This is a genomic window from Leptospira stimsonii, assembly GCF_003545885.1.
GTDB classification, from domain to species: Bacteria; Spirochaetota; Leptospiria; order Leptospirales; family Leptospiraceae; genus Leptospira; species Leptospira stimsonii.
This window is the reverse complement of the sequence record NZ_QHCT01000020.1, coordinates 1-6,586: the sequence shown is the minus strand read 5'-3', so window position 1 is coordinate 6,586 and position 6,586 is coordinate 1. Positions and strand designations below refer to the sequence as shown.

General features: G+C 36.0%; 4 protein-coding genes. All 4 read left to right on the top strand.

Annotation, left to right across the window (positions count from 1 at the left end; translation table 11 throughout):
- The first annotated feature begins 1,302 nt into the window (after positions 1 to 1,302).
- On the top strand, positions 1,303 to 2,526 hold the full coding sequence (locus DLM75_RS23865; protein ID WP_118971013.1) for a hypothetical protein: 1,224 nt from the start codon (positions 1,303 to 1,305) through the stop codon (positions 2,524 to 2,526).
- Between the two features lie 205 nt (positions 2,527 to 2,731).
- Positions 2,732 to 3,547, top strand: a complete 816-nt coding sequence (locus DLM75_RS23860) for a hypothetical protein (RefSeq protein ID WP_118971012.1) — start codon at positions 2,732 to 2,734, stop codon at positions 3,545 to 3,547.
- Positions 3,548 to 3,774: 227 nt separating this feature from the next.
- Positions 3,775 to 4,629 carry a hypothetical protein gene (locus tag DLM75_RS23855; RefSeq protein WP_118971011.1) on the top strand — a complete coding sequence of 285 codons (855 nt, stop codon included), beginning with the start codon at positions 3,775 to 3,777 and terminating at the stop codon, positions 4,627 to 4,629.
- A gap of 226 nt (positions 4,630 to 4,855) precedes the next feature.
- The gene (locus tag DLM75_RS23850) at positions 4,856 to 5,728 is read left to right on the top strand and encodes a DUF4747 family protein (RefSeq protein ID WP_118971010.1); all 873 of its coding nucleotides are present in this window, start codon (positions 4,856 to 4,858) and stop codon (positions 5,726 to 5,728) included.
- Positions 5,729 to 6,586: the final 858 nt, after the last annotated feature.

Below are 6,586 nucleotides of genomic sequence, written 5' to 3'. Positions count from 1 at the left end.
GGCTCACTCGAACCTCGTGCCAACCGCGTCGCGCACAAGCGCTTGCGGACGCAACGTCGAGAAGCCTCTTTCGTTAGGCGACATTACGAAAAGAAATCTGCGGAATTTTAACTTTCTAAAAGGATTATTATTCAATCCCTCTTGCACTAGCTCAGACAAGACCGGTAAAGTTTAAAGAACAGAATGCTCCTGCTTGCCCACACATTCATAATAAATGAGGAAGTCTCTTTAGGATTATATATACTTATTAAGTATATCGCTAACTTTTGGATTGCATATCGTCTGAGGAAATACTACGAAGTAAAAAAGGAAACGATTACGATCCAGGCTATAGTCGTAACCATTAGCGACTATTTATACTTTCCAATAGTGTCTCATCTAGAATTATTCAATATAGGAAGAGAATTACTAATGATGCTTACCATATACGGCCTACTAAAAGGGATAGTATGGGCAATCATTATCACGTTTTTTATTAAAACAGAAATTGAAGAGAAAGATAACATTTTAGATAAGATATCTTCTTGGGCTTTCGGAGTATTTCTCTCAATATTTTCAGATTTAGCAATTGCAGTTCCAGTTATTTGGGTCGGGTTTTATTTTCAATCGTTATAATTTAAAGACAGACCAATGTTCGTAACGTCGCCTAACTTCGGCTTCTCGCGGCGCTTCGGGATTGCTTCGCAACCCTCGCTTGGCCTTCGGCACATTCGCTTTGTAACTCGGTTCGCGAGCCGCGACTAAGGTCGCTCGAACCTCGTTCCAATTCTTTCGCGCGTTTAGCGCGCTCCAGAACCGCGAACGTCGAGAAGCCTCTTTCGTTAGCCGCCATTTGCCCGGGGGATGACTGAAAAAGGCGCGGGGACGAAGCGGGGCAAGGGGAAATTCCGGATTTGTTCTTCTTTACTAGACTCACTTGATTCTAATCCCGAAATTAAGAAAGAAGTGTTAGGGTTTTTCTGTATTGGTCTTTCCTTCCAGAAAAAAACTTTAAAGTTCAAAAGTTACTATTTCCGTAATCAATATCTTTTTAGCCCCCAGCAGTCCCCGCGATGCAGTTTGATATTGATTGGGCAAACGGCGGCTAACTAACGCTTGCCGCTTCGTTCGCCACTCACGGTCCCCGTTCGGTCTCACTCCGGTCTTCGACACATCGCTTCGCGAACTTGGTTAAATAGTAAAAGAAGAGATTTTCAGAAATAGAAGTTCGCGACCCTTTCGCGCACAAGCGCTCCGGGACGCGACGTCGTCAAGCTTCTGTCGTTATGCGAAATTGCTTAATTTTATTATAAAAGAGTTAAAATGGATCATATTCAAATCGAACTTTTATATAAACCACCCGAAGAATTTGCTGAACCTGAAATTCCTGAACCGTCGAAAATTACGATTCCTTTGTCAAATGCAGTGAATTATTTAACTCCGGAAGTGCTATCCAAAAATCATCCGAATCTTGATTTGCAAAAACTGTATGGTTTTAATGCTTATGTCGAAGCTAATATGCTACAAACTCTAATTATTGCAGAATTTGACTATTTTAGCATTTTTAGATATAGAAATTCATCTCCAAAATTGAACCATATTAAGGTTTATAATATAAGGCATTTTTGCCGTATCAATGGTTTTGAAGTAGGTAGAATTGATATTGAATATTCAACTGCTATGGTTATTAAGTCCGTTGTCAAAGATTTATATTTTGCAATTGAAAAAAATAACAAAGACGATCCTTACGACAGAAAGTATCATCAGACACTTGAATTACATGACAACAGCATTGATAAAATACGAGTTTATGCAGAAACAAAACGCATTGAAATACAAAAAAGTCAAATTAATTCTTTTGAAATTAATTATTCATGCGAAGACTTGCATGTTTGGCAGAGTTCGGATATAAATCGTCTCTTTATTATGAATCATTTTTCTAAATTCACAATTGATGATTCTAATATTAATATTCTGTATGCGTCCTCAAAAACGAAAATTAATACCTTCATGATGAACTCATCGAGAATTGAGTCCGTTCCTCGATTCGAATCGGACTACATAATTGAAAAAAATAATGATTCATATTTATTGATTAAAAATTCTTACAAAGAGCAAGGTCAGGTTGCGAAATATGGAGATGCGGCTTACGAACATGAAAGTTTAAGAACAAAATTGGAAAGAAATATTCTCTTAAAGAGCCTATATCTTTTTATCAAGTGGACATGCGGATTTGGCTACAAACCATTTAGAACAATATTCGGTAGTATGGCTACAGTTTGTCTTTTTACAGTAATATATTCTTTTCCAAAGAATATTTCTGGAGATGAATATTCTCTTGTTAAATTGGATAACTCCCAAATATTTTTTCCAAATAATTTTTTATTTGCCTTTCTATTTTCTATTGAATCATTTCTCGGGTTTTCATCAACGCAAGTGAAACCCGCAAGTGTTTTAATATCATTTGCAACTGGTTGTGAAGCATTTTTGGGATTAATCTTTTTCTCTTTGCTTATTTACTCACTTACTAAACGATTTTCGGAGTAAATTAGGAAAAGCAACTTCGCATAACTTCGACTTCTCGCTCCGTTCGCCACTCACGGTTCCCGCTCGGACTCACTCCGGCCTTCGGCACATTGCTTTGTCACTTCGGTTCGCGAGCCGCGCCTAAGGTCGCTCGAACCTCGTGCCAACCGCGTCGCGCACAAGCGCTTGCGGACGCAACGTCGAGAAGCCTCTTTCGTTAGGCGAAATGCAGAAAGAAACTATATTAAGAGGAAAAATGAAAAATATAACGATACATTTTTATTATACATCAGGAATTTTGCTTACGATTATAATTATTTTGTTAACAATTCAACTATCAACGGATTCAAATACGGTGAATTATATTAGCTTTGGGGCCACTTTAACTTCTTTGTTTTTAGGCTTAATTGCTATTTTTTATTCTATCGTCTCCAATAGTACTCTTACTAATAGTTTACAATTATTGTCTAATGCTTCATTGAATATGTCATCTGCTTCCACGACTATTGAAACTAACGCTTCGCATTTGAAAGAAGTAATCAATCAAATTCCGACAATTGTAGGAAAAGTTGAGGCCAAAGTTGACCAGTCGAATTTATTGTTACAGAATATCAGTCAGAAAAATGATAACAAGGATTTGGAAGTTACATCAAAGGGCGAGAATACAACTTCCACGAAAAAGGTTGAAATCAATGAAGCCTTATCTAAGCAGATACTTTCGGCATCATCTACGTACGGATTATTCAGTATTTATATTTGTTATAAATCATTTACGACTAAGAAAGCATTTGATTTGAAAGAATTGTTAAAATTAGGGAAGCATGAAAGCCTCTATCTATATTTTTTTGGATATACTGTAGCAATGGGGTCAATTGGAGTATTGCAGACCGCAATAAATGATACAATCTTTAACACTTATCAAATGGAAAAGCATACAGTGGATTTAATAGAAAAGGCTTTGGATCAGAAAATAAAACAAGGGGCTGAAGCGGAGCGGTTATTTCAATCTTTAAAGGAAGCCATTGATAAATATTTTAAATAGATTTCTGCACTTCGCCTAACTACGGCTTCTCGCTTCGTTCGTCACTCGCGGTTTCCGCTCGGACTCACTACGGGCTTCGCCACATTGCTTTGTCACTTCGGTTCGCGAGCCGGCGCTAAGGCGCCTCGAACCTCGTGCCAACCGCGTCGCGCACAGGCGCTTGCGGACGCAACGTCGAGAATCCTCTTTCGTTATGCGACATGATGAAAATATTTTGATATATCAAAATGCAACTTAATAAAGGTGAAGAAATAATTCTAATTGGTTTGTGGGATAATCCTGATGTAACAAAAGCTTATTACTTGTTTTCAGGTTTGATTCATGAAGCGGTTACAAAAAAAATTGAAATTGTCGAATTCGCACAGAATCATTCGAATGAAGAATTACTTTCAATTGAGAGTTTTCGCCTTGATGTTTTAATGGTTTGGAAAAATCAAATTGTAAAAAATGATAAGAATAATAAAATCTGGAATTGCATTCGTAGAAAAATCATATTTTATAAAGAAAAAGAAGATTATTTTAAAAAATATTTTCCTGAATACTGGAAGTTCTATGAAAATCAAATAATTACATCTGACGCTTCATTTATTAAAATTTATTTCAAATATTATATGCGAAAATACTACTTTAATATGAAGATATTCTATTTTAAGACATTTGCCCCCATTATTTATTTATTGTTTCATGATGTTATAAATCTTTTGCAAATTGTTCCAAACTTGGTAGAGGTTAGAAACAAAATTAAAATTGAAAAACTGAAACTCCGTAAAATCAGCGACAGCTTTTATTCTCAATCACAAAAGGAGACTTTCTCACAGATTGTAGATTATGAATTATCTAAAAATATACAATTAGAAAGTACAATTTCTAAGCAGTTAAGCGAAATTAATAAAAATATTATTACGGTTACGCTATCTACTTTTGCTGTGGTAATAAGCTTATTTACAGCATATAAAATTTATGTAATAAAAAATATGGAAATTAATGAATTGAAAGAAAAAGAAAGAAAATTAATGACGATTGTAATGAAAAGAGACGAGGAAATCGGAAAGTTAAAAAATTTGAATAAAAAACTTAAGTGATTCATCACATCGCATAACTTCAGCTCCTCGCTTCGTTCGCCATTCACGGTTCCCGCTCAGGCTCACTACGGTCTTCGACACATTGCTTTGTCGCTGCGGCTTGCAAGACGCGACTAAGGTCGCTCAAGCCTTGCGCCAACCCCATCGCACACAGGCGCTCGGGGCCGCAACGTCGAGGAGCTTCTTTCGTTATGCGAAATCGCAATAATAAATTTAACGAGAATATATGAACAAAAAAGTAACAAAAAGACAAAAGAAAGAAAAGAATAAGAAAGTTGAATATTATGCACTTAATATCAAATATACTGGCCCCGAAAAAGGTCCTTATGATTATCAGGCCTTGTTTTTAAAGGTGCTTAATAAAGCGGTGCCAATCGAAATTTCGAGTGGAATTCATCTATGGTTCCGTCTTCCGCAGCAGCAAAAGTTTAGCGAAGGAACCCTCATTTCAGGAAGGCTTTCAAGATTCACGAAAATTGAGCATGAAAACTGGTTAGATACAAATCAAAATAAAGCAATAGAGATGAAATTGAAGAAAGGTATATATCCTAACCACTACGAAACAGAATACATTTTCATACCAGAAGCACATAGGGCAATTTTCAAGAAAAATAGAGGTCTCACGATAAAATCGATTCAAAAGTATGCAGAATCTTTATTCGAAAAAATATTTCCGAAAGAAAATCTTTTTTCAATTAGCATTGAAAAAAGTGCAGATTATATTGCAGACATTTTGGAAGCACGGAGTATTTTCAATTTGGAATTCAAGATCACTCCGAGCAATTTGGATATTCAAGAAGAGGCTAGTCAATTTATGGACGAGGAGCTTCACAAAGGAAATATCGGTCGCATTCATGGCCGCATGGAAGGAAAAGGAGGTGGATCAATTAACGGGAAAGATAGTAAACTAGTCAATGGCATTCTGGGTGCTGCCAAAAGTAATGGACAAGTGTCTGCGAAAATAGAAGACTCGGAAGGGAAAATTAAGAGAATTAAAACTGAAGACTATCCGAGAAAATTTGTCGTAAAGTATCCAGAAAGCCAAGATGAAAATTTATCTATTCTAAAACATATATTATCGATTTTTAGAGGTAGGTGAAGTAAGTGCCACTAATGGGTATAAAAGGTATCTTACAGTCAATAAAGATTAAAGATATTCTGAAAGATCTCGGCTTCCTGATCTCTATATTTATTGCGTTTATTTTTACTTTCTTATTTTACTGTCGTGAACTTTCAGAGGATTATTTGTCAGCTTTGATTGATATGATTATTAATAGTTACCCTAGTCTTTTAGGTTTTATGGTAGGGGGTTATGCACTCATTGTTGGATTCGGAAATAAAGAATTAGTAAAAAGGCTCTCAGAAAGTGAGAAGGATGGTGTCGATTTATTCAATTCGATTAGTTCTAAATATGCTTATTCAATTCTTGTAATTGCTTTTACATTATTATTCTCATGGAACTTGAAGATAATTAACTATATAATCAAAAGCTACAAGATCGTTGATATTTGTTCACCTTTAAAGTTGATTTATTTTATTGAATTATTTATAATATTCCTTCTTTCAAGTTACTCCTTTATTCAGGTGTTTTATATCGTCACCAATACTTATACATTTGGGATAATGAATTCTATATTTATAAAGAATACATCCACAAAGAAGAATATAAAGAAAAAGAAATAATTGTTCATTAAAATGCGACTTCGCATAACTTCGACTTCTCGCTCCGTTCGCCACTCGCGGTTCCCGCTCGGAACTCACTACGGGCTTCGCCACATTCGCTTTGTCACTCGGTTTGCGAGACGCTCACTAAGGTTCGCTCAAACCTCGTTCCAATCCCTGCGCGCACAAGCGCTTCGGGAACGCGAACGTCGAGAAGTCTCTTTCGTTAGGCGACATTATGAAAGTTATGACTGAAGAAATACTAAATTTCCGAATAATTGGATCATATGTAAAT